The organism is Streptomyces sp. NPDC104307 (genome assembly GCF_055584045.1).
Genome location: NZ_JBVJMU010000001.1, coordinates 1,125,188 through 1,145,478, shown reverse-complemented (window position 1 = coordinate 1,145,478; position 20,291 = coordinate 1,125,188). Strand labels below are relative to the sequence as shown.

18 protein-coding genes are annotated in these 20,291 nt (G+C 71.5%); 12 read left to right on the top strand and 6 right to left on the bottom strand.

Translation table 11 applies throughout. The annotated features are described in order from the left end of the window. Positions 1 to 41: 41 nt before the first annotated feature. The gene (locus ACZ601_RS04720; RefSeq protein ID WP_440579381.1) at positions 42 to 821 is read left to right on the top strand and encodes an exodeoxyribonuclease III; all 780 of its coding nucleotides are present in this window, start codon (positions 42 to 44) and stop codon (positions 819 to 821) included. A gap of 65 nt (positions 822 to 886) precedes the next feature. Here ACZ601_RS04720 and ACZ601_RS04715 read toward each other — a convergent pair whose 3' ends face one another. Continuing rightward, positions 887 to 2,074, bottom strand: coding sequence for a Cmx/CmrA family chloramphenicol efflux MFS transporter (locus tag ACZ601_RS04715; protein ID WP_469532911.1), 1,188 nt, complete (start codon positions 2,072 to 2,074; stop codon positions 887 to 889). 494 nt (positions 2,075 to 2,568) lie between these two features. Here ACZ601_RS04715 and ACZ601_RS04710 point away from each other — a divergent pair, with 494 nt between their 5' ends. The 6 genes from ACZ601_RS04710 to murJ all read left to right on the top strand — a co-directional run bounded on the left by ACZ601_RS04710 (position 2,569) and on the right by murJ (position 8,547). After that, entirely contained in the window at positions 2,569 to 3,009 is a 441-nt protein-coding gene (locus ACZ601_RS04710; protein WP_469532910.1) for a DUF6278 family protein, read from the top strand. A 159-nt stretch (positions 3,010 to 3,168) separates the two neighbouring features. Continuing rightward, positions 3,169 to 3,912, top strand: a complete 744-nt coding sequence (locus tag ACZ601_RS04705; protein WP_469532907.1) for an amino acid ABC transporter ATP-binding protein — start codon at positions 3,169 to 3,171, stop codon at positions 3,910 to 3,912. Between the two features lie 14 nt (positions 3,913 to 3,926). Continuing rightward, entirely contained in the window at positions 3,927 to 4,838 is a 912-nt protein-coding gene (locus tag ACZ601_RS04700; RefSeq protein ID WP_469533864.1) for a glutamate ABC transporter substrate-binding protein, read from the top strand. A 16-nt stretch (positions 4,839 to 4,854) separates the two neighbouring features. Further along, on the top strand, positions 4,855 to 5,499 hold the full coding sequence (locus ACZ601_RS04695; protein ID WP_469532904.1) for an amino acid ABC transporter permease: 645 nt from the start codon (positions 4,855 to 4,857) through the stop codon (positions 5,497 to 5,499). After that, positions 5,496 to 6,368: an amino acid ABC transporter permease gene (locus ACZ601_RS04690; RefSeq protein WP_469532902.1), complete on the top strand. Its 873-nt coding sequence runs from the start codon at positions 5,496 to 5,498 to the stop codon at positions 6,366 to 6,368. Before ACZ601_RS04695 ends, ACZ601_RS04690 begins: the two co-directional genes overlap by 4 nt. A 490-nt stretch (positions 6,369 to 6,858) precedes the next feature. After that, the gene (murJ, locus tag ACZ601_RS04685; RefSeq protein ID WP_469533861.1) at positions 6,859 to 8,547 is read left to right on the top strand and encodes a murein biosynthesis integral membrane protein MurJ; all 1,689 of its coding nucleotides are present in this window, start codon (positions 6,859 to 6,861) and stop codon (positions 8,545 to 8,547) included. 58 nt (positions 8,548 to 8,605) lie between these two features. Here murJ and ACZ601_RS04680 read toward each other — a convergent pair whose 3' ends face one another. The 4 genes from ACZ601_RS04680 to lanL all read right to left on the bottom strand — a co-directional run bounded on the left by ACZ601_RS04680 (position 8,606) and on the right by lanL (position 13,588). Beyond that, a complete protein-coding gene (locus ACZ601_RS04680) occupies positions 8,606 to 9,463 on the bottom strand; it encodes an ABC transporter permease (RefSeq protein ID WP_469532900.1) in 858 nt (285 codons plus the stop codon). After that, on the bottom strand, positions 9,460 to 10,581 hold the full coding sequence (locus ACZ601_RS04675; protein WP_469532898.1) for an ABC transporter ATP-binding protein: 1,122 nt from the start codon (positions 10,579 to 10,581) through the stop codon (positions 9,460 to 9,462). Before ACZ601_RS04675 ends, ACZ601_RS04680 begins: the two co-directional genes overlap by 4 nt. A 119-nt stretch (positions 10,582 to 10,700) precedes the next feature. Beyond that, positions 10,701 to 10,856, bottom strand: coding sequence for a VenA family class IV lanthipeptide (locus ACZ601_RS04670; RefSeq protein ID WP_199884376.1), 156 nt, complete (start codon positions 10,854 to 10,856; stop codon positions 10,701 to 10,703). A gap of 47 nt (positions 10,857 to 10,903) precedes the next feature. Beyond that, complete coding sequence (gene lanL, locus ACZ601_RS04665; RefSeq protein ID WP_469532893.1) at positions 10,904 to 13,588, bottom strand: class IV lanthionine synthetase LanL; 2,685 nt, start codon at positions 13,586 to 13,588, stop codon at positions 10,904 to 10,906. A 438-nt stretch (positions 13,589 to 14,026) separates the two neighbouring features. Between lanL and ggt the strand changes: the two genes are divergently transcribed. Further along, positions 14,027 to 15,835 (top strand): gamma-glutamyltransferase, encoded by a 1,809-nt coding sequence (gene ggt / locus ACZ601_RS04660; RefSeq protein ID WP_469532891.1) that lies wholly within the window; start codon positions 14,027 to 14,029, stop codon positions 15,833 to 15,835. A gap of 146 nt (positions 15,836 to 15,981) precedes the next feature. Further along, positions 15,982 to 16,836, top strand: a complete 855-nt coding sequence (locus tag ACZ601_RS04655; protein WP_469532889.1) for a glycoside hydrolase family 75 protein — start codon at positions 15,982 to 15,984, stop codon at positions 16,834 to 16,836. A gap of 32 nt (positions 16,837 to 16,868) precedes the next feature. On the opposite strand, the gene map is transcribed toward ACZ601_RS04655, so the two are convergent. Next, positions 16,869 to 17,636, bottom strand: a complete 768-nt coding sequence (gene map / locus ACZ601_RS04650) for a type I methionyl aminopeptidase (RefSeq protein WP_469532886.1) — start codon at positions 17,634 to 17,636, stop codon at positions 16,869 to 16,871. 41 nt (positions 17,637 to 17,677) lie between these two features. Here map and ACZ601_RS04645 point away from each other — a divergent pair, with 41 nt between their 5' ends. The 3 genes from ACZ601_RS04645 to ACZ601_RS04635 all read left to right on the top strand — a co-directional run bounded on the left by ACZ601_RS04645 (position 17,678) and on the right by ACZ601_RS04635 (position 19,939). Then, complete coding sequence (locus tag ACZ601_RS04645) at positions 17,678 to 17,947, top strand: helix-turn-helix domain-containing protein (protein WP_440578542.1); 270 nt, start codon at positions 17,678 to 17,680, stop codon at positions 17,945 to 17,947. 120 nt (positions 17,948 to 18,067) lie between these two features. Continuing rightward, complete coding sequence (locus ACZ601_RS04640) at positions 18,068 to 18,448, top strand: PPOX class F420-dependent oxidoreductase (RefSeq protein WP_440578543.1); 381 nt, start codon at positions 18,068 to 18,070, stop codon at positions 18,446 to 18,448. Positions 18,449 to 18,592: 144 nt separating this feature from the next. After that, the gene (locus ACZ601_RS04635) at positions 18,593 to 19,939 is read left to right on the top strand and encodes a hypothetical protein (protein WP_469532882.1); all 1,347 of its coding nucleotides are present in this window, start codon (positions 18,593 to 18,595) and stop codon (positions 19,937 to 19,939) included. Positions 19,940 to 20,291: the final 352 nt, after the last annotated feature.

Here is a 20,291-nt window from a genome sequence, read left to right as displayed (position 1 = left end):
CACGCGTATCGATGTCAGTGGGAGCCGCTAGGTTTGCGTACATGCGCATCGCCACCTGGAACGTCAATTCGATCACCGCCCGCCTGCCCCGGCTGCTCGCCTGGCTGGAGAGCACCGGCACGGACGTGCTGTGCGTCCAGGAGACCAAGTGCACCGCGGAGCAGTTCCCCGCGGAGGCGCTCCGCGAGCTCGGCTACGAATCCGCGGTCAACGCCACTGGCCGGTGGAACGGGGTGGCGATCGTCTCCCGGGCCGGACTGTCCGACGTCGTGACGGGGCTGCCCGACGGCCCCGCGTACGACGGCGTGCAAGAGCCCCGCGCGATCAGCGCGACCTGCGGACCGCTGCGCCTCTGGTCGGTGTACGTCCCCAACGGCCGCGAGGTCGAGCACGAGCACTACGCGTACAAGCTGCGCTGGTTCGAGGCACTGCGGACGGCGGTCGCCGCGGACGCCGCCGGAGCGCTGCCGTTCGCGGTGATCGGTGACTTCAACGTCGCCCCGGCCGACGAGGACGTCTGGGACCCGGCCCTCTTCGAAGGCGCCACCCACGTCACGCCCGCCGAGCGGGCCGCCCTCGCGGCGCTGCGCGAGGAGGGCCTCTCCGATGTCGTGCCGCGTCCCCTGAAGTACGACCGCCCCTACACCTTCTGGGACTACCGCGAGCTGCGCTTCCCGAAGAACAAGGGCATGCGGATCGACCTCGTCTACGGCAACGCCCCGTTCACCGCCGCTGTCAAGGACAGCTACGTGGACCGCGAGGAGCGCAAGGGCAAGGGGGCGTCCGACCACGCGCCGGTGGTTGTCGACCTCGACCTCTGAGCGGTGTGCGGGCTCAGCCGTCCGTCATGGGCGCCTGAGCCCGCACAGTCCCCATCGCGCGCCGATCAGCCGGGGCCCGGCGCCCCGCCCGGTACGGCTGCCGCCTCCGGCACCGGGCGGCAGGCCCATGCGGCTCCGGCGGTACCGAGCGCCAGGGCCATCAGCAGCGCGCTCACCCAGAGCGGCGCCCGGAAGCCGTACCCCGCACCGATCGCGAGCCCGCCGATCCAGGGGCCGAGCGCGCCGCCCACATTGAACGCCGCGGTGGCGAAGGACCCGGCCAGCGTCGGCGCACCGGGCGCCAGCCGGAACACGTGCGAGATCAGCGCGGTGCCGGTGCCGAACGCCAGCATCCCCTGGACGAGAACGAGGACCACCACCGTCGCGGGGCTGCCCGCCGTACACGCGAACAGGGCCCAGCCGAGGGCCAGCGCCACCAGGCCGGCCGCGGTCAGCGCGACGGGCCGGGAGTCGATGACCCGGCCGCAGACGGTGACCCCGATGAACGAGCCGGCCCCGAACAGGGCGAGCAGGACCGGCACCCACGCGGAGCCGAACCCGGTGACCCGCGTGACGATCGGTTCGAGGTACGAGAACGCGCAGAAGGTCGCGCCCTGGACGAGCGCGCTCGTCAGCAGCGTCAGCCGCAGCCCGCGCCCGGACAGGCTGCGCAATTCGGTGCGGGCGCTCGGCAGGGCGGACGGGGGCCGGCCCGCCGGAATCGCCGCCGCGATCACGGCGATCGCCGGCAGCGAGACGAGGGCGACGGCCCAGAACGCCGCCCGCCACCCCCACTGCCCGCCCAGCCACGCCCCGGCCGGCACCCCCGCTACACAGGCGACGGTGACGCCCCCGACCACCACGGAGGTGGCGCGGGCGCGGGCCTTGGGCCCGGCCAGGGCGACCGCGGTCACCAGGGCGACCGCCCAGAATCCGGCGTTCGCCAGCGCGCCGACGACCCGCGTCGCGAGCAGCAGACCGTAGCTGGAGGTGACCGCGCCGATGACATGGACGGCCGCGAAGACGCCGAGGAAGAACAACAGGGCGCGGCGGCGCGGCCAGTTACGCCCCAGCAGCGCCATCAGCGGCGCCCCGATCACGAGTCCGACGGCAAAGGCCGAGGTCAGGAGGGCTGCGGCGGGGATGGAGACGTGAAGCTCGGCGGAGATGCCCGAAAGCAGGCCGGACAGCATGAACTCGGAAGTGCCCTGCGCGAAGACGGCGAGCCCGAGCGCGTATACGGAAAATGGCATGAAGGAACCCCATGGACGGCTGATGGACAGAACCGGTCGGGGATGCGGGCCGCACCCGCTCGAATCGACGAGCGGCGACACGGCGGAACGGTCACTGCGATCGTGCCCATGACCCGGCACGCCGGCGGAGCCGTGAAACCGGGGGATCAGCGCCCCGGTGCGTAGGGCCTGTCGTCAGGCCGGGAAGCAACCCGCAACCGCATGGGTCCGGAATGGCAGCCGTATGCGGCCGGCGAAGACCCTCAGGTCCTGCCGGTCCGGAAGCCACCGTGGACCGGTGGCCGGCGTCTGTCGGACTCGGGGCTGCACATGAGGCGAACGTACCAGTGCGCGGCGGGCCGTCACCACCGCTTTCACCGGGCCGGACGCGGGACCGCCGAACGTGTCTGTGCGTGGCCGGGTGAAATCGCGGGGTACGTCAGGTGTTCAGCGCTCGAACGGCGGGCCGCGCGTCCTGTGGTGCGGACCCGGGCCGGGATGCGACCCTGAGCGGTATGAACATCCCTTTCTTGGACAACTGGCGTAAGCGTCACGACGGTACGCCGGAGACGGGGCTCGCCGCCGCTGTCGACGCCGATCCGGAAGGCGTGGCCCAGCTGCTCGCCGAATGTGACCTGCTCCGCGTCCGGGCGGGGGAGCGCGGGCTCGAACTCGACGACAGCCCGGTCTCGTTGGCGGCGCTGGATCAGCTTCCGCCGCGCTGGCGCGACGACCCGGAGGAGCTGCCCTGGCTGGGCAACGACGCGGGGCTCTACCTGGGCACGGTACTGGTGCGCAACGTTCCCGGCGCGCACTGGCACATCTGGCCGAGTGGTCAGCCCGTGGTGCGGCTCGCGTCCGGGCGTGAGATCGATGTGGTCGAGGCCGGTCTGGGCTGGGCGATGTCCGGCAGTCCTGAGCTGTCTCAGATCTACTCGGAGTCGGCCGAGGGCTGAGGGTCCCGGCGTCCGGACCGGGACGCTTCCCGAGACGTTCCGCGGCCCGGCTAGATAAAACGCCTTATGCCCCATTTACGCGTGTCGGGTGTGAAGTCCCTTGCCGGGATGGATAGTTTGCGCTGACCTCGACCAAGCGACAAGTGGGTAGGGCAGCGTATGGCCGTCGATCCGTTGATCGAGCTGCGTGACGTCAATAAGTTCTACGGAAAGTTGCACGTACTGCAGGACATCAATCTCACCGTCGGCCGCGGAGAGGTGGTGGTGGTCATCGGCCCCTCTGGCTCCGGCAAGTCAACGCTCTGCCGGACGATCAACCGGCTCGAAACGATCGAGTCGGGCCACATCACGCTCGACGGCAGACCCCTTCCAGAGGAAGGCAGGGGACTCGCCGAGCTGAGGGCCGAAGTCGGCATGGTCTTCCAGTCGTTCAACCTGTTCGCGCACAAGACCGTACTGGCGAACGTCTCGCTCGCCCAGCTCAAGGTCCGCAAGCGGAAGAAGGACGAGGCCGATCAGCGCTCCCGGGAACTCCTGGACCGGGTGGGGCTCGCCTCGCAGGCCGACAAGTTCCCGGCCCAGCTCTCCGGCGGCCAGCAGCAGCGGGTGGCCATCGCCCGCGCCCTCGCCATGGACCCCAAGGCGCTCCTCTTCGACGAGCCCACCTCGGCGCTCGACCCGGAGATGATCAACGAGGTGCTGGAAGTGATGCAGCAGCTCGCCCGGGAGGGCATGACGATGGTCGTCGTCACGCACGAGATGGGCTTCGCCCGGTCCGCCGCCAACCGGGTCGTCTTCATGTCCGACGGCCGCATCGTCGAGGACCGCGTCCCGGAGGACTTCTTCAACGCACCGGAGAGCGACCGCGCCAAGGACTTCCTGTCCAAGATCCTCAAGCACTGACGGGAGGCCCTGTGTTGCGTACGAGAAAACTACTGGCCGTCTGTGCCGTCCTGCTGCCGGCCCTCCTCGCCGCCGGCTGCGGCAAGGACGGCAGCCCGCCGGTGAAAGGGCCGAAGGCCGGGGCGCTGCCCGTGTACCGGGTCGACACCGGCTTCCGGCTGCCGGACTCCAGGACCTGGACGCAGGCGAAGAAGCGCGGCTACCTCCGGGTGGGCGCCAAGGAGGACCAGCCCTACCTGGGCGAGAAGGACCCCGCCACCGGCGTCTACTCCGGCTTCGACATCGAGATCGCCCGGATGATGTCGGCCTCGCTCGGCTTCGACCCGAAGACGATCCGGTTCAAGACGATCGCCTCCGCCAACCGCGAGACGGCACTGCAGAACGGGCAGATCGACTACTACGTCGGCACCTACACGATCAACGACATGCGCAAGAAGCTCGTCGGATTCGCCGGCCCCTACTACATGGCAGGACAGGGGCTGCTGGTCCGCACGGACGAGAACGACATCCACGGCCCGCAGGACCTGGCGGGCAAGACGGTCTGCTCCGCGGCGGGCTCGACCCCGTACCAGCGGATCGCCGCCGACTACCCGAAGGCCGACCTGGTCTCGTACGACACGTACTCCATCTGCGTCGACAACCTGCTGACCTACCAGGTCGACGTCGTCACCACCGACGACGCGATCCTGCTCGGCTTCGCCGCCAAGGCGCCCGACGAGATGAAGGTCGTCGGAAAGCCCTTCTCCGAGGAGCCGTACGGCATCGGCGTGCCGCGCAACGACAACGCCCTGCGGGCCGCGCTGAACGACGCGCTGGAGACCAACGAGAAGAACGGCAACTGGAAGAAGGCCTACGAGGCCACGCTCGGTCTCTCCGGGGCGCCCGCACCGAAGCCGCCGCCCATCGACCGCTACCCGGCGACCTGAGAGGACGACCAGAACCATGGACGTACTCACCGAGAACTTCTCGCTCTACGGCAAGGGCTTCCTCGGCACCCTCGAACTCACCGTCTACGCCTCGATCCTCGCGATGGTCCTCGGCTTCGTGATGGCCTCCTGCCGGGTGGCACCCGTCGGCTCGCTCCGGGTGATCGGAACGGTCTGGGTCGCCGTGCTCCGCAACACGCCGCTCACCCTGCTCTTCTTCGCCGTACTGCTCGGCCTGCCACGCTTCGGCCTGGTACTGCCGTTCAAGGTCTTCGCGGTCATCGCACTCGGCTGCTACACCTCCGCCTTCATCTGCGAGGTGCTGCGCTCCGGCATCAACACCGTGCCCACCGGCCAGGGCGAGGCCGCGCGCAGCCTCGGCATGACGTTCGGGCAGACCCTCGGCAACGTGGTGCTCCCGCAGGCGTTCCGCTCGGTCATTCCGCCGGTCGGCTCGACGCTCATCGCACTGGCCAAGAACTCCGCGATCGCCGGGGCGTTCAGCGTCACCGAACTGCTCGGCACCTACAAGACCCTCAACGAGCTGGGGTACAGCATCATCTGGACCTTCGTCTGGATCGCCGTCGGCTACCTGATCATCACGCTGTCCATCAGCGCGGTCTTCAACGTGATGGAGAAGCGCTGGGGAGTCGCCCGATGACCAGTCACTCCGCGCCCTCCGCTACCGTGCTCTACGACATCCCCGGACCGCTGACCCGCAGACGGCACCTCGTCTACGGAGTCGTCTCGACGGTCCTGATCCTCGCCCTCGTCGGCTGGGTCATCTACCTGCTCTTCGACACCGACCAGTTCACCAGCGCCAAATGGACACCCTTCGAGTACAAGGGCATCCAGGAACTGCTGCTGCACGGCCTCGGCAACACCCTCAAGGCGTTCGCGTACGCCGCGGTGCTCTCCCTGGCCCTCGGGGCCGTCCTGGCCGTCGGGCGGCTCTCCGACCACCGGCCGGTGCGCTGGGTGGCCACCGTCCTCGTCGAGTTCTTCCGTGCCATGCCCGTACTGGTGATGATCTTCTTCATCTTCGTCGCGCTGAAGGTACAGCCGCTGCCCGCGCTGGTCGCCGGGCTGACCCTGTACAACGGCTCGGTACTCGCCGAGGTGTTCCGCTCCGGCATCAACTCGGTGGAACGCGGCCAGCACGAGGCGGCGTTCGCGCTGGGCATGCGCAAGACGCAGGTCACGACCTTCGTGCTGGCCCCGCAGGCGGTGCGCGCGATGCTGCCCACCATCATCAGCCAGCTGGTGGTCGCGCTGAAGGACACCTCGCTCGGCTATCTGATCACTTACGAGGAATTCCTGCATGCCGGGAAGCTCATCGCCTCCAACCTCGACTACGATCTTCCCTTCATCCCCGTGGTGATGGTGATCTCGCCGATCTACATCGGGATGTGCATGCTGCTCTCCTGGTTCGCGACCTGGGTGGCGAAGCGGCAGCGGCGCAATCCGAGGACGGAGGCGGTGGATGTCGCACCCGCCCAACCAGGAACGCTCCAGCCGGGAGCGCGGTAGCCGGGAACTGCCGTGAGGCGGTGCCCGGGAGCGGTGCCCGCCCGGTAGCAGCCGGTGATCACTTCTCGTGCAACGGCACGGACCGCATGACGGTCCGGACCGGCGAGGGGAAGGTCAGCTGTGAGCCGGCCGGGCTGTGCTCGGTGCGCAACGGGCCGACGGTGTCGGCCATCGGGGCGCGTCGGTGACCGGCCGGGTCGCCGTGGGAGCCGGAGAACCACTCCGGGCCCACGGGGAACGGCCGGCCCGGCGTCCGCCGCGACCCTCCCGGCGGCCTGCGGCACCTCGGCGCGCACCGCCGCGAGGACGCCCGCCCGCGTCCGGTATCGTCCCCCCTTCGATCCCGACGACCACCCCCTCGCCCCGCCGCGCCGCGGGCCGGCACCGGCGAGCAGGTCGTGGAGACCCTCGGAGAGTGGGAGACATCGGTGCGCGGAGCAGACGGCAACACCACCCCGTCCCGGACGGACCGGGCCCGCCCGGCGCGCCGGTGACGGCCGCGGACGCGACCACCGGGGCCGCCACCCAGGAGCACGAGCAGCCGGGATCCCGCTCGGTGCTGCGCAGCGGCGCCCTCATGGCCGCCGGCTCCGTCGTCTCGCGGGCCACCGGATTCATACGCTCGGCGGTCGTCGTCGCCGCGCTCGGCACCGGACTGCGGGCCGACGGCTACACGGTCGCCAACACCCTGCCCAACATCCTGTACATGCTGCTGATCGGCGGCGCCCTGAACGCCGTCTTCGTCCCCGAACTCGTCCGCGTCGCCAGGGAACACACCGACGGCGGGGCCGCCTACACCGACCGGCTCCTCACCCTCTGCACCGCCGGACTCCTCGCCCTCACCGCACTCGCCGTCGTCGGCGCCCCGCTGATCATCTCCCTGTACGCGCCCACCTACGACGGCGACCAGGCCGAACTCACCATTGCCCTGGCCCGGTACTGCCTGCCCCAGATCCTCTTCTACGGGCTCTTCACCCTCCTGGGACAGGTGCTCAACGCCCGCAACAGGTTCGGGGCGATGATGTGGACCCCGGTCCTCAACAACGTCGTGATCATCGCCGTGTTCGGGCTCTACCTCTGGACCGCGGCCGACTCGGACGGCAGCCTCACCTCCGCGCAGGCCCAACTGCTCGGCTGGGGGACCACGGCCGGGATCGCCGTACAGACCCTGGCCCTCGTACCCGCCCTGCGCGCCGCGAAGTTCCGCTGGCGGCCGAGGTTCGACTGGCGCGGCAGCGGTCTCACCCGGCCGCTGCGCGCGGCCGGCTGGCTCGTCATGCTGGTGCTGACCAACCAGGCCGCCTACTGGGTGGTGACCCGGCTCTCCACCGCTACCGGCCAGCACGCCGTCGACCAGGGCGTGGCCGGCGGCGCGGGGTACACCGCGTACAGCTACGCCTTCCAGCTGTGGGTGGTGCCGCAGGGCATCGTGACCGTCAGCCTCGTCACGGCGCTGATGCCGAGGATGAGCCGGGCGGCGGCCGAGGGCGATCTGGCCGGGGTGCGGCGGGACGTCTCGTACGCGCTGCGGACCTCGGCCGCCGTGGTGATTCCGGCCGCCGCCGCGCTGCTCGCGCTCGCGCCGTGGGTGATGGGGGCGGTGTTCGGCTACGGGCAGACGGGCCCGGCCGACATCACCGTGATGGCGGGCATGATGGCGGCCTTCGCACCGGGGCTCATCGCCTACTCCGGGCAGTACGTGCTCTCCCGCGGCTTCTACGCGATGAGCGACACCCGCACCCCGTTCCTCCTGAACCTGGTTATCGCGGCGCTCAACGCCGGCCTCGCGGTCGCCGCCTACCTGCTGCTCCCCGCGCGCTGGGCGGTCACCGGGATGGCCGGGGCGTACTCCGTCGCGCTGTTCGCCGGTTTCGCCGTCACGGCGTACGTACTGCACCGCAGGGTCTCCGGGAGCGGCGCGGAGCGGCCCTCGCTGTCGCGCTCGCCCGGAGTGCGGGCGCATGCGCGGCTGGTGGCCGCCTGCGTGCCGGGGGGGCTGCTGGCGTACGCGGCGGCCCGCGCCGTGGACACGGCAGGGTCGGGGCTCGGGGACTTCGGCGCGGCGGGCACCGGGATGGCGGTCCTCCTCCTGGTGGTGGCGCTGCTGGCGCGTCCGCTGCGGCTGACCGAGGTCAGCACCGCGCTGGCAGCCGTCCGGGGACGGCTGCGCCGGGGCTGAGCCCCGCCACCGGGCCCGTCCGCGCGGGCGCGGCCAGGTGCAGGGCCGGGACTACGGGCTACTCCAGGCGGTTGAAGCGGTGACCGGCCCACAGCAGAGCTCCCGCACCGCAGACGAGGAGCAGGACGGCTTCGAGCAGGAGAGAGGGTTGCCGGCCGGCCCAGTCGATTCCGCCGACGGCCGCCCGGCCCGGTGCCCGCAGGGCGATGCAGCGGCGCAGCAGGTCCACTCCGTAGGCCAGCGGGTTGGCGGCGGCCAGGGTGTGGGCCCAGGAGGGCAGGGACTGGAGTGGGAAGAATCCGCCGGAGAGGAACAGGAGCGGCGTCATCACCACGCCGAGCAGCGTGTGGAACGTCTCGGCCCTGCGGAGGCTCACCGCCAGGGCCAGGGCGAACGAGGTGATGGCGAACGAGATCAGGATCATCCCGCTGAGCAGCAGCACCAACAGGAGCGGGTCGTAGGGCAGGCCGACCAGACCGGCCAGCCCGAGCAGTACGGCGCCCTGGACCGTGGCGACCAGCGTCCCGCCGGCACAGTTGCCCAGGAGCAGCGTCGAGCGGCGGACCGGGGCCATCAGGAGTTCGCGGAGGTAGCCGCTCTGGCGGTCCATGATCAGACGGATGCCGACCATGATGGCCGGTGTCTGCACCGTCATCATCAGCATGCCGGGGAAGAGGTAGGTCTGGTAGCCGACGCCCAGGGACGTGGTGGGGATGAGGGTGTTCAGCCCGCCTCCGAGGACCAGGAGGTACAGCACCGGGTGGAGCAGCATCAGCGCGACGTGGGCGCGCTGGCCGGTCAGGCGGAGCAGATCGCGGTAGACCAGGCCGTGGACCGCGCGGAGTTCGTGCCGAGGGCGGCTCACCCGTTCGCTGCCCGGGGCGCTCGTGGAGGGGCGCAGTGGGAGCGTGGTCATTGGCCGCCGCCGGACTCTGCCGCCGCTTCGGACGGGCCGGCGGCGGATGACTGGCCGGGGCGCGTGGTGTGGATGCTGCGGCCGGTGTGGTGGAAGAAGACGTCGTCGAGCGTGGGCGGGGTCGCCGACGCGGCGTGTACGGCGATGCCGTGGCCTGCCAACTCCGCGCACAGGCGGGGAATCCAGGAGCTGCCCTTGGGGACCCGGAGGCAGACGCCGTTCGCGTCCACCGTGACGGAGTGTCCCGGCGGCGCGCTCCGGCGGACGATCCGGTGTGCCGTGGCGTCCTCGCTGGTGCGCAGCACGACCCGGTCGTCCCCGATCGCGACCTTCAGAGCGAGCGGAGAGCCCTGCGCCACCAGCTCGCCGTGGTCGATGATGGCGATGCGGTCGCAGTTCTCCGCCTCTTCGAGGTAGTGCGTGGTGACGAAGAGCGTGCTGCCGTGCTGTTCGCGCAGGGCGAGCAGATGCTCCCAGATCCGCGCACGGGCGTGCGGGTCGAGGCCGGTGGTCGGCTCGTCCAGGAACAGCACGGCGGGTGCGTGCAGCAGCTGACGGGCGATCTCCAGTCGGCGCCGCATACCGCCGGACAAGGTGCTCACGGGGGAGCGGAGCCGGTCGGTCAGCCCGGCCGTCGCGAGTACCTCCGCGGCGCGGCGGCGCGCTACGTCCCGTCTCAGTCCGTAGAGGCGTGCGTGGATGCGCAGGTTCTGCTCGGCCGTCAGGTCGGGGTCCAGAGCGCTGTGCTGGAACAGCATGCCGACCTGGCGCCGCAGTTGGTGGGCCTGGGTGCGCACATCGGCTCCGGCGACGGTGGCGTCACCGGCGGTGGGACGGGTCAGGGCGCACAGCATGGCGATCGTGGTGGACTTCCCGGCGCCGTTGGGGCCGAGAAAGGCGAAGGTCTCCCCTTCCTCCACGTCCAGGTCCAGTTCGCGCACGGCGTGGGTGGTGGTGCCGTCCGGGCCGGGGTAGCTCTTGGCCAGACCCCGCGTCCTGATCGCGTACACGGGCCCGGGACCCGGTACGGGAACGGGGCGGGTGACTTCCGGACCGGTGCGGGTGGTTGTCATCAGGGCTGCTCGGGAGAGATCGTCATCACCGGCGTGAAGCTGCATGTGGTCCGGTCCTCCTCTTGGGATTTTCGTCTCGACCCCCGCGAACCCGGCATGATCCAGACGCTGATCCGGCCGGCGGCTGTCCCGGGACAGCCGCCGGCCGGGTGGTGCTACCACGCCTAGGCGCAGCTGATGCCGATACACACCGTGTTCAGCACGGTCAGCAGACCGACGCACTCACACGTCCCGGAGAACGACGCTCCGTCGACGCCGACCGGGTCCGTCTCGGGAAGGGCGTGGAGGTGCGCCAGCAGTTCGAGGTCCTGGATGTCCATGGGATTCTCCTTCTTCTCTGAGGGGTGGGCGGCAGGGTTCCTGCCGCTCAGTCCGGCAACTGGACCATCCAGTGCCGGAGGTCTGTGTGGTGGATCCGCAGGAGGAAGGCCAGGGTCCCGGCGGACCCGTCGCTCCAGCTGGTCGAGACGTCCCCGTACTCGTTGGGGAAGACCATGTGCCCCTGGCGGCGGGCTCCCTCCGCGGCGATGAGGCGGGCCAGCTCCTCGGCCTGCGCGCGGTAGTCGGGGTCGCCCGTGGCGAGGGCCATGTCGAGCAGGAAGTCACCGTTGCCCGCCAGCCCGTGGCACTGGCTGAGAGGCGCGCGGGAGGCGCGTTCCATCACGGACCGCGCGCCGCGCCGGGCGAGGTCACCGAACCTCTGGTCCCCGGTGACCTGCCACAGGCGGACGAGGAAGGTACCGATGCCCGCCGCTCCGTGGCACCAGTACGGTGCCGTGGGCACGTCCTCGGCCTGGGCGGGCCACTGGGCCGCCCGGCCGACAAGGACGGCGTTGGCCGCCAGCTGCTCGCCGACCTCCACGGCCAGGTCCAGGTGCTCGGGGCGCCGCGAGACGAGTGCGGCGGAGAGCAGGAAGCAGCCGATGCCGGCCGAGCCGTGGGCGAAGCCCAGATATCGCTTGCCGCCCTCTCCGGAGAGGGCCTCCGCAGGGATCGCCCAGCTCACCCCGGACGGCTCGCGCCGTGCCGCGCGGACCAGCCGGTCGGCCGCGTCGACGGCCAGTTCGGCGAAGCGCGGGTCCCCGCTGCGGTGCCAGAAGTGGAGGGCGGCCATGCCGCTGCCCGCGGTGCCGTGGGTGATGTCGTGGTGGAGTGTCGATTCCTGCGGAGCCAGCGCCAGTGCCAGCGCGTGGTCTACGAGTGCCCGGTCGTCAATGGCACGCCCCGCGTCGTACAGCGCCCAGGCGGTGCCGCGGCCGCCGAAGTGCAGGCCGGGGCGGGTGGAGCGGGTGTCGGTGCGGTCCGCGATCCAGTGGCCCGCGGTGGCGAGCAGCGCGGGGACGCGGGGGTCCTTGACGTGTTCGCAGTACCGGGTCAGGACGGCCAGGACACCGGCCGCGCCCTGCTGAACGGTGCAGGGGTCGGTCTCTCCGGCCTTGGTGGAGACCGGCCAGAGCCGCCGGTCGTCCACCGGGGTCATCGAGTCCACCAGGTGGTCCACGATCCCGGTCACCGTGTCCTGCGGGGAGCCCGTCCAGGTGGTGGGCGCGGTACGGATCGTGCGGGCCGCCGCGTGGGGCCCGGGGAGGGCCGGGGCGCCGGCCTGCTGGAGCGCCTCACGTGCCAGGGCGGGATCCCAGCGTTCGGCGGGCACGTCCCGCATCAGGCCGAGAACCATGTCCACCAGCACGTCGGGCAGTTGGAGGGATTCGGCGCAGGCGGTCAGCCATCCGGCGAGTCGTTCCTGGTCGGACCTGGCGGCAGGCTCCTCGGGCAGCAGGTTCGGGACCTTCCCGGCCAGGACGAAGCAGATGGTGGCGCCGAGGCTGTAGTAGTCGGCCGTCGTGGCGACGGGCGCGTCGGCCAGACGTTCGGGGGCGCTGAAGCCGGGGGTCCCGACCCGGGTGGGCAGCGCGGAGCCGTCCGCGACGACGGCGAGTTCGAGGTCGATCAGGCGCAACTCGCCGTCGGGCCGGACCATGACGTTGCCCGGGGTGAAGTCCCGCAGGACGCAGCCGTGGGCGTGCGCCGCTTCGACCAGGTCCACCAGCCGTGCCACCTGGGCCAGGGCGTCGACGCGGTAGCGCTCGCTCCCGGCATCACGGAAGTGCTCGGCGACCCAGACCCGCAGGGGGACGCCCGGGACTTCGCTCTGGGCCAGGAACAGATGGCGGCCGTGCTCGAAGAGCGCCAGGGACTCCGGTGCCAGCCCGGTGCCGGAGAGCTTCTCCAGCGCGCGGGCCTCGGCGCGCAGCCAGTCGCGGACGTCGCGGCCGGAGGCGTCGGCCTCCACGTGCGGCCGGGTCTCCTTGATCACCACGGGGGATCCGGTGGTGACATCGGTTCCCCGGTAGACGCCGCCCTTGTTGGTCTGCCGGATCGCCTCACGTACCGCGAAACGGCCGCCGAGCAGCACCGGTTCGCCCGCCGCTTCCGCCGTGCGCGGCGGTTCGGGCACCGAGGCGGGGAACGGGCAGGCCGCCCAGGAGGGCGGAGCGTAATGGCCGGTGCGCTCGTCCTCCACGGGGTTCCCGTCGGGGTCCTCGATGCACCAGACCAGCAGCCCCGCCTCCGACAGCCGCTGCCGGCCGGCGAAGGCGCCGTACCGGTAGTGCACCAGGCTGTCCGCGGCGTACGGCCGGTCCGACAGGATGCGCGGCCCGGTCAGCCCGGCCGTGACCCGGTGCAACTCCTGGGCGAGCCGGGTCGCGTCACCGTCGGAGCGCGGGTAGACGGTGATGAACTTTCCCGAGCTTCCGCGCGGCGTGGAACGGGAGTTGAGCGCACTCACCTGGTCGAGCGACCGGGCGAACTTGAACGCCGACTCGTCGCGCAACAGCACGTCCAGGGACTTCGCGAGGACGGCGGGCGCGGAGGCCACCGTCGCCGACACGTGGAGCTTCCAGCCCTGGGCGCGTCGGCTCCCCGACCACGGCACGACACGGCACCACATCTCGTCCGTATCGGCCGTCCAGCGTGCCATCGTGTCCGTCGCGTGCAGCGCTTCGCGGAGAAGGCTTGTCAGCCCGACCTCAGTTGCGTGGCTCGTCATCACTCTCCCTCTCGACGGTGGGAACCGCTGACTGGAATGTGCCCACGTCACATGAGCTGCAACTCGCTGGCCTGCGGATTCACTTGACCGAGCGAGCGCGCGGTGTGCGTTTCGACGGGAGGGCGCCGCTCGGCGCGGAACAGCGCACTGACTCCAGCGCCGAGTGCGACACGAGTGCGCGGTACGGCACCAGCGGGGAGGCCGCCCGCGCCACCCGCGCCGGCACGCGGTCGCCGGGCGGACCGAGGGCGGCCATGGTGTGGCGATGGCGGGGTGATGAGGCCGACGACAGGACCTAGCACGCCCGGCGCCTGCCGCGTACGCCGTCAGTCACGGGCGGGCATGTCGGCGGGCATTCGGCCTCAAGTTCGAGGCGGTCCTGACGGGGCGGCCGGGGCGGCGCTACCCTGCGCGGACGATCCTGCACTGGAGGTGCGCATGCGACGTTCCGTCGCGCGGAATGTGTCGTTGTTAGGTGTTCTGGCCGCGGTGGTGTCGGTCGGGGCGGCCGCCCCGACCTCATCCGCGCCACCGGTCGCGCCGACGGCCAAGTCCCCCGTCGCGGTCGGGTACGGGGGAGCGGTCTCCAGCGTCGACGCCGACGCGACCGCCGCCGGTATCGAGGTGCTCCGCAAGGGCGGCAACGCGGTGGACGCGGCGGTGGCGACCGCGGCGGCGCTCGGGGTGACCGAGCCCTACTCGGCGGGTCTTGGCGGTGGCGGCTACTTCGTCCGCTACGACGCCAGGACCCGGACCGTGCAGACCATCGACGGCCGGGAGACCGCACCGCGCAGCGCGGACTCCTCGCTGTTCCTGGAGAACGGGAAGCCGCTCGCCTTCGACGACGCCGTCACCAGTGGACTCGGCGTCGGCACGCCCGGCACCCCGGCCACCTGGGAGACCGCACTCGACACCTGGGGCAGCAAGTCGCTCCGGCAGGTGCTGAAGCCGGCCGAGCGCCTCGCCCGGGACGGCTTCGTCGTGGACAGCACGTTCCGGTCCCAGACGGAGGGCAATCAGGCCAGGTTCGCGGACTTCCCGGCAACCCGGAAGCTCTTCCTGCCGGGTGGTCGACTGCCGGTCGTCGGATCGGTGTTCAAGAACCCCGACCTGGCCCGCACCTATGACGAGGTCGGCCGCAAGGGGCTCGACGAGATCTACCGGGGCAAGCTGGCCGACGACGTCGTGCGGACGGTACGCAATCCGCCCGTCGACCCCAGCTCGTCCCGGGTGGTGCGGCCGGGCGATCTGACCACCAAGGACCTGCGCTCCTACCGGGCGCTGCGCCAGGCCCCGACGAAGACCGGCTACCGGGGGCTCGACGTGTACGGCATGGCGCCGTCCTCCTCCGGTGGTACGACGGTGGGCGAGGCGCTGAACATCCTTGAGCCGACCGACCTCTCGAAGGCCAGCGAGACGCAGTACCTGCACCGCTACATCGAGGCGAGCCGGATCGCGTTCGCCGACCGGGGCCGCTGGGTCGGCGACCCGAAGTTCGAGGACGTCCCGACGAAGGAGCTGCTCAGCCAGCGGTTCGCCGACTCGCGGGAGTGCCTGATCAAGGACGACGCGGTGCTGACCAGCCCGCTCGCGCCGGGTGACCCCCGCCATCCGGCCGACTGCGCCACGGGCGGTAAGGCCGCGCCGACGACGTACGAGGGGGAGAACACCACTCACCTGACGACCGCCGACAAGTGGGGCAACGTCGTCGCGTACACCCTGACGATCGAGCAGACCGGCGGCAGCGGCATGACGGTGCCGGGGCGCGGGTTCCTGCTCAACAACGAGCTGACGGACTTCTCGTTCGCGCCCGCAGACCTGGCCGTCCACGACCCGAACCTGCCGGGTCCGGGCAAGCGGCCCCGGTCGTCGATCTCCCCGACCATCGTGCTCAAGCACGGACAGCCCGTACTGGCCCTGGGCTCGCCGGGCGGCGCCACGATCATCACGACCGTGCTGCAGTCGCTGATCGGCAAGGTCGACCGGGGGCTTCCGCTGGTGGACGCCATCGCGGCGCCCCGCGCCAGTCAGCGCAACGCCGCGAAGACGGAGCTCGAACCGGGGCTGTGGAACAGTCCGGTGCGGGCGCGGCTCGAAGCGCTCGGGCACGTCTTCACGCCGAATCCGGAGATCGGGGCGGCGACGGGTGTGCAGCGGCTGCCGGACGGGCGGTGGCTCGCGGCTGCGGAGACGGAGCGCCGGGGCGGCGGTTCCGCGATGGTGGTGAGGCCCGCCGGGCGGCGATGACGGGCCGTCAATAACCATACGCAGGGGGCCGGCCGACCGCGGGAGAGCCGCGGCGGCCGGCCTCGGGGGTCTTGACGCGAACATGACCGGAGGAGCATCTTGGCATCTCGGTAAGGAAACTTTCCTAACAGAAGGGCACCCCCACCATGCGTATGCAAGCGCTTGCCCTCGCCGCAGCCTCCGGCGCCGCACTCCTCGCGGCCGGATCGCTGACACCGGCCGCCTCCGGCGGCTCCCTCACCCCCTCCGCCGCACCCGCGGCAGCGCGACAGGCGCACCCGGGCACGGTGCGCCTGTCGCCCGTCGCCCAAACCGCCCGGCTGTCCCACGACGGCCCTTCCGGCTCCACCGCGGACGGCTCCACCGCGGACGGCGCCTCTCCGGCCGGGGAGAAGCCGTCCGCCGGTATCAAGGAGGGCTCCGTCAGCGCGGCCGATCTGCTGGCCAAGGTCTCGTCCTGTTCGCAGATCTCGAACGGCAAGTACCGCACGGACGAGGAGACTTCGGCCACGGTGCCGGTCTGCGGCGCGAACGGCGCGGTGTTCTGGAAGGCCGATATGGACATCGACTGCGACGGGCAGGTGACCACGGCCTGTAATGAGGACACCGACCCCTGGTTCCAGGACGACACCGCGTTCCACACCTCCGGTGACAAGCCGCTGAGCGCAGAGAAGCTGCCGTACGTCGTCGTGCCGAGCAGCAGTTCCATCTGGAACTACAGCAGTGCCGGGATCAAGGGCGGTGGCGTCGTCGCCGTCATCTACGACGGCAAGGTGGAGTACGCCGTCGTCGGTGACACCGGCCCCGACAAGATCATCGGTGAGGCTTCTTACGCCACGGCGAAGGCCCTCGGAATCGACCCCGATCCGGAGACCGGCGGCGCCGAGTCCGGTGTCACGTACATCCTGTTCAAGAACTCGAAGGCGTCACCGATCGAGAGCCATGACGCCGCCGTGAGTGCCGGGGACGCGCTCGCGAAGGAGTTCCTGCAGAACAACTAGAGCACCGTCCGGCGGCCCTCCCTCGGTGGCCGTCACGGCGCGGTCAGGATCCTGGGGCCGTCGTCCGTGATCGCCACCGTGTGCTCGGCGTGGGCGGCCCTGCTGCCGTCGGACGTGTGCAGCGTCCAGCCGTCCGGGTCGGTGCGGAAGGTGTCCAGGCCGCCGCCGAGCAGCATCGGTTCGATGGCCAGCACCATGCCGTGCCGCAACGGCATCCCGCGGCCCGGTCGTCCCTCGTTGGGGACGCCCGGGTCCTCGTGTATGGACCGGCCCACGCCGTGACCGCCGAACCCCTCCAGGATGCCGTAGCCGGCCGTGCGGCAGACCTGGCCGATCGCGTGCGAGATGTCCCCGATCCGGTTGCCGACGACGGCCGCCGCGATGCCCGTGTTCAGAGCCGCGAACGCCGTCTCGATCAGCCGGGTGTCCGCGGGCCGGGCGCGGCCGACGGTGAAGCTGATCGCCGAGTCCCCGACCCAGCCGTCGAGCGTCGCGCCCGCGTCGACGCTCAGCAGGTCGCCGTCGCGCAGCCGCAGGTCCGTCGGGATTCCGTGCACGACCGCGTCGTTGACGGATGTGCAGATCACGCCGGGGAACGGGACCGGGGCGAAGTCCGGCCGGTAGTTCAGGAAGGGGGATCCGGCGCCCGCCCCGCGCAGGACGTCGCGGGCCACCTCGTCGAGTTCACGCAGCGAGACGCCGGGTGCCGCCGCGTCCCGGGCGGCTGCGAGCACCTGCGCCACGACCCGGCCGGCCTCACGCATGGCTTCGATGGACGTGTCTGTCTTGAGTTGCACCATGCCAATTACTATACCGGTTCGGGCGGTATTAGAATGACGGCATGGTACGAACACCCCTGACCCCGGAAGAGCACCTGCGCGGCGAGCGGCTCGGCCGTCTGATCCGCGAGGCGCGCGGCCGCCGCAGCATGGTCGACATCGCCCGCAGCGCCGGAATCTCGGCCGAGACGCTCCGGAAGATCGAGACCGGCCGCGCCCCCACCCCCGCCTTCTTCACCGTCGCGGCGCTGGCCGGTGTGCTCGGCCTCTCGATGGACGAACTGCTCCTGCGCTGCGCGCCGGAACCGGCCGCCGTTCCGCTGGCAAGCTAGGCCGTGTCAAATAGCGCCGCAAGCCAGGCGGTATGTGTCAGACACGGCCTAGTGCCGCAGGGGTGTTGGGGATTGGCTGCCGTGCGGCGGACCGGGGCGCGGGGTGCGTAAGGTTGCGCCATGAGTCTCCAGGATTTCGCGCGCAGTGAGTACGTCAGCCTCACCACGTACCGGAAGGACGGGACGCCCGTCGCCACCCCGGTCTGGGCGGCCGCGGCCGGGGGCGAACTGCTCATCTGGACCAAGGCCGATTCATGGAAGGTCAAGCGGCTGCGCAAAGACCCCCGCGTCCTCGTCACCGTCTGTGACGTCCGCGGCCGGATCGCGGAGGGTGCCCCGAGCGCGGAGGGGACCGGCCGGCTGGTCGACGCCAAGGACATGAGCGCAGTGCGCAAGGCCATCGGCCGCAAGTACACCTGGAAGTACTGGCTGCTCGACTACCCGGCGCTGGTCTTCCGGCTCGGCAAGCGGCCGCACACCGGGATCGCCATCACCTTCTGAAAGCCGTACGCGTACGGCGCACGCGGCTGAGGCCGCGCAGCGCCCGCACCGGTACCGAAAAGCGCGCGTAGCCGTCCCGTAACACGCCTGCGGTCGAATGCCTGCGGACTGGAAGGTTCCAGCCGACGGCGGTCGAAGGTGGAAATGACAGTGCATCAACATGCGGTGTCCCTGGGCGAGTTCGCGCACTACCTGCGGTACCTGACACGGTTGCTCGATCCCGCCCGGGGCTGGTACGGCGTCTTCAGCGAACGCGATCCGGAAGGGATGCGGGCCTGTCTGGAGGGCGCGGAGATCCCGCCCTGGGATGTGGTGGATTCGCTCCTGGTGGATCTCGCGACGGTACGCGGCGACGTGTTCGCCGGACGGGAGTCGGTCCGGGCCGCCGAGCTCCACGCCACCTCGGCCGCCGCCCACGACCGGCGCCCCGGCGGGCGGCAGCAGCTCGTGGAGCGACTGGAGCTGATGCTGCGGGAGCAGGCACATGCCGCCCAACGGCTGCGTACGGTCCACGAGGGCGGGGCGGCGGGCGCCCTGGACGCCCAGGCGGCCGCCTGGGCCCGCGACGACCACGAACGCGCCTCGGCCCGCTGCGCGGAGCTGCGCCGGCGCCTGGTCGCGGTACGGGACGCCGCCCCCGAGACCTTGCCGCTGCCGTCCGCCCTGGCCCCCGCTGCGCCCGCGCCCGCCGCGGCCCCCGAGCCGCCCGCCCCGGCTCCGGATCCCGCGTCCGGCCCTGCTGCCGTCCGCGCCCCGGCTCCGGATGCCGCTGCCGCCCCCGCCGCGCCCGTGCGCAGAAGGCTCCGCGGGGCCCGGTTCGCCGGTCTGGACGCGGACGAGGAGAACCCCGCGTCCGTGGTGCCCGTCCTGCCCGTGCCGCCGGTCGCGGCCGCCGTGCCGCGCGGCGCCCGGTTCGGCGGGGCGCCCGGCGTGGAGACGGGCCCCGCAGCGGCCCCCGTGGACCCCGAGGCGGTGAAGGCCGCCCGGAACACCGTCGCGGCGCTGCTCCGGCTGCGGACGGAGGGCCGCAGCGGGGAGGCGCACGGGGTGCTCTGCGAGGCGGCGGGCCGGCCCGCAGAGCGGTTGCCGGTGCTCGCGGCCGAGCTCCAGCGGGCGGGGCTCGACGCGGACTGGGCCACTCTGCTGTGGGAGGTCTCCTCGCTGCCTCCGGCCGCACTCGCGGCAGCGGCCGCCGCGCTGTCCGAGGCGGGGCGGCCGGAGGACTGCGACCGGCTGCTGCGCCAGGGCGTGGCGCGTCCCGCCGCCGAGATCGCCGACGCCGTGACCGCCCTCGACCGGGCCGGCCGGGGCCCCCAGGCGCAGGCGCTGCTCGGCGCCTTCGTCCGGGTCCGGACACCGCAGGACGCGGCCAGGGTCGCAGAGAGTGATCCGCGCCGCCTCGTACCGCAGCTGCTGGCGGCGGCCCGGGGGGTGTCACAGGCGCGGGAGCGGGACGTGGTCCACGCGCTGAGGGTCGCGGGCATCGGTTAGGGGCCGTGCGGCTCCTAGGGCCTCTCGTTTGGATCAGGCCGGGCTCGCGGGGTCTGGTGCGCGCATCTGCGGCGTTGTCGTCAATCACCAACGCTCCTTCCCCAAGCTCTCAACTTCGTTCGAGCAGGGGAGACCCCATTTGCCTCAATCCTCCGCCTTGCAGCTGCACGCACCAGACCCCGCTCCCTCATCCGGCCTGATCCAAACGAGAGGCCCTAGGCCACCCGGCCGATCCCCGCGCGCTCCCCGGGCTGGACCGCACGGGTGCGAAACATGATCGACTCCGCTGGTTCACGGCGATGGTCTTGCCCCGCTGTGTGACGGGGCTTACGTTCTCCTCCTACGCACGTGT